The following is a 2435-nucleotide window of genomic DNA, read 5'->3' as shown; positions in this document are numbered from 1 at the left end:
ACTCTATATTAGCGTATTACAAAAATATTACAGATTTTAGAGAGTCTTTGAATTGCTTAAAATAGCGGAATTTTGCCTGTAAATTTGCCTGTAAAATCATTTTGAGTTACCTTTGCATCTGGATTCGGGGCAAACCTTGCCTTTGTTACAGGCAAAATTGCCTCTAATCGTATTTATAACTCTAATATTCTCTCCAATGGTGACATTCAGATTTGAACTCAACGGACGACCGACCAAGAACAAGACATATGTGGTGTATCTTCGTGTGACTGTCGGCGGCAAAAGAAAACTTATCAAGACGATGGTCGAGATTACCCGACCTTCTGATTTTAATGCTAAATGTAAAAGCGAGAATTGGATACGTGGCGGTGTCCGCGACGCAAAGGTTCTCAATGCACAACTGGCCGATATTCTCGCCAAGGCGAAGGAAACATATAAAGAACTCGACAAGGAGGGTGAGGTAACGACCGTCGCTCTTGCCAAGGAGATGAACACCGAGGCTGTTTCACCTTCGTTTCTAGCTTTTGCGCGTGAGCGGGCTCAGATGATATATGATAACGGCGGGTGGCGCAACTGGCGTAAGTATTGTGGGCTTATCAATAAGATGGATGCCTTCCGAAAGAAACGTCGTATGGCTGACATTACTGTTGCCGACATGACGGTTGAGCTATTGACTCGCTTTGACAACTTTCTCCACAAGTGGGAAAATGAGCGTGAGCCGGGGAAACTGTTGCACCCGAACACTATCGAGGTGCAGTTCAATATACTCCGCACACTGGTTCATCGCGCTATTGAGGTCGGTATAATGGAGGCATCGAAAGATCCATTTCTTGTTTTTAAGTACAAAGGAGTTAAAACAACGAAAGAAAAACTGAGCGACACCGAGATGGAGCGTATCATCGCGCTCGAATTGGAAGAAGGCTCCCTGATTTGGCACTGTAAGAATTATTTCTTGTTCAGCTATTATTGCGCAGGAATCCGTGCTGCCGATTTGATTCAACTCCGGTGGCGTAACGTAACGGAGAATGGCAGACTGCACTACCAAATGGGCAAGAACCATAAAGACCGAGACCTCTTGCTTGTCGATCAGGCTTTGGATATACTTCGGTATTATCATAATGATGATGTCAAACAGGATGATTATATCTTCCCTTTGCTTGACAATGATGCACCGTTTGCAAAATTTGTCACCCAGGCAGATAAGGACAGAATGAAGCCGGAACTGCGTCATCAACTCTATCAGCAAATATCGGCCAAAAATGCCCTTATCAATAAATATCTGAAGAAGATTGCAGAAAAGGCGGAGATTACCACCAATCTTACTATGCATATCAGTCGGCACGCCTTCGCGCACATCGCGCAAGAGGCCGGGGCAGAAAGTTCCGCTATCAAGAATATTCTTGGCCATAGCAACCTCGCTACAACCGAGCGATATATGGGTAGCTTCGACACATCCAAGACGGACAACACGCTGCGAACTCTTTTCAAAAAGAAACCCACACCAAAACCACAAGCCGAGGACATCCTCAATGGACTATCAAAAGAGGAGCAAGCCATCGCACTGCTGAAAGGTATGTCTCCAGAACAAATCATGGCTGTTATCAGCGCAATCAATAAATAAATTATGAAAGTCATATCTAAACAGGAATATACCGAATTAATGGAGTTCATTGAACCTCATTTAAAGGATCTTTGGAACCATAAAAATAAAGAAAGGATTAATCAAGAGAAAGAACCCTTAAATATCTTTCAATTTGGGTTTTCAATAGTAGATATTTATAATTATAAAATTGATGCTGACACTCAATTTTATATGATTTTTAATAGTACATTTCTACGAGTAATCTATCAAGGTATTCAAAACGCATTACAAGAATATCCTGATAATTTTGGGACAGGAAACGCCTCAGATGTAATTGAGGCCCTCTATAATGTTAGTGGATATAAACGTTTTGGTTCAATTGAAGACTATATTCAGTTTCTGACAGATCATTTATGTTGTTATATAGTGTACCGTGAGAATGGAATTTTTAGTGACAACATATTGCGAGTTGATCTTCTACGCCAAATACTTCCGAGTAAAGACAATGATGCAAAGAATGATTTTGTTGGAGGACTTCTTCATACTTTAAAACATTTCTCAATAGACAATCAAAACCTATCAACAGGTATCTATGTACATAATATATTTGATATCCATCACCTTATGTACCTTATTGCAATGTCATTTAGACTTCGCACGGGAGAAGGTTGTAAATATAAAGCAGTACAAGAGTTATCAGATGGAAAAATGCTCGCATTTTTCTATTATTACTGTCCGCTAAACTTTTTTTGAGCGATTGAAAAATTAGGGCTGACACCTATTGCAGGAGTCAGCCCTAAATGGTTATTTTGGTGTCGCCAAACAATCCATGAATAACCATGAGTAAAAGTAG

The 2435-nt window shown here is 40.5% G+C and carries 2 protein-coding genes; both read left to right on the top strand.

Going from position 1 to position 2435, the window contains the following annotated elements:
* Positions 1-196: 196 nt before the first annotated feature.
* Positions 197-1621 carry a site-specific integrase gene (locus C5O24_RS12540; protein WP_107036944.1) on the top strand — a complete coding sequence of 475 codons (1425 nt, stop codon included), beginning with the start codon at positions 197-199 and terminating at the stop codon, positions 1619-1621.
* 3 nt (positions 1622-1624) lie between these two features.
* Entirely contained in the window at positions 1625-2335 is a 711-nt protein-coding gene (locus C5O24_RS12535; protein ID WP_107036943.1) for a hypothetical protein, read from the top strand.
* The last annotated feature ends 100 nt before the right edge of the window (positions 2336-2435 follow it).

The sequence above is a fragment of the Paramuribaculum intestinale genome (assembly GCF_003024925.1).
Taxonomy (GTDB): domain Bacteria; phylum Bacteroidota; class Bacteroidia; order Bacteroidales; family Muribaculaceae; genus Paramuribaculum; species Paramuribaculum intestinale.
Note: the sequence above shows the minus strand (reverse complement) of the source record. Positions and strands in the feature narration are given on the sequence as shown.

What these genes read in the sequence shown, in the direction of transcription:
- C5O24_RS12535 (WP_107036943.1), top strand. Translation starts at nt 1,625, where the DNA reads ATGAAAGTCATATCTAAACAGGAATATACCGAATTAATGGAGTTCATT.
- C5O24_RS12540 (WP_107036944.1), top strand. Translation starts at nt 197, where the DNA reads ATGGTGACATTCAGATTTGAACTCAACGGACGACCGACCAAGAACAAG.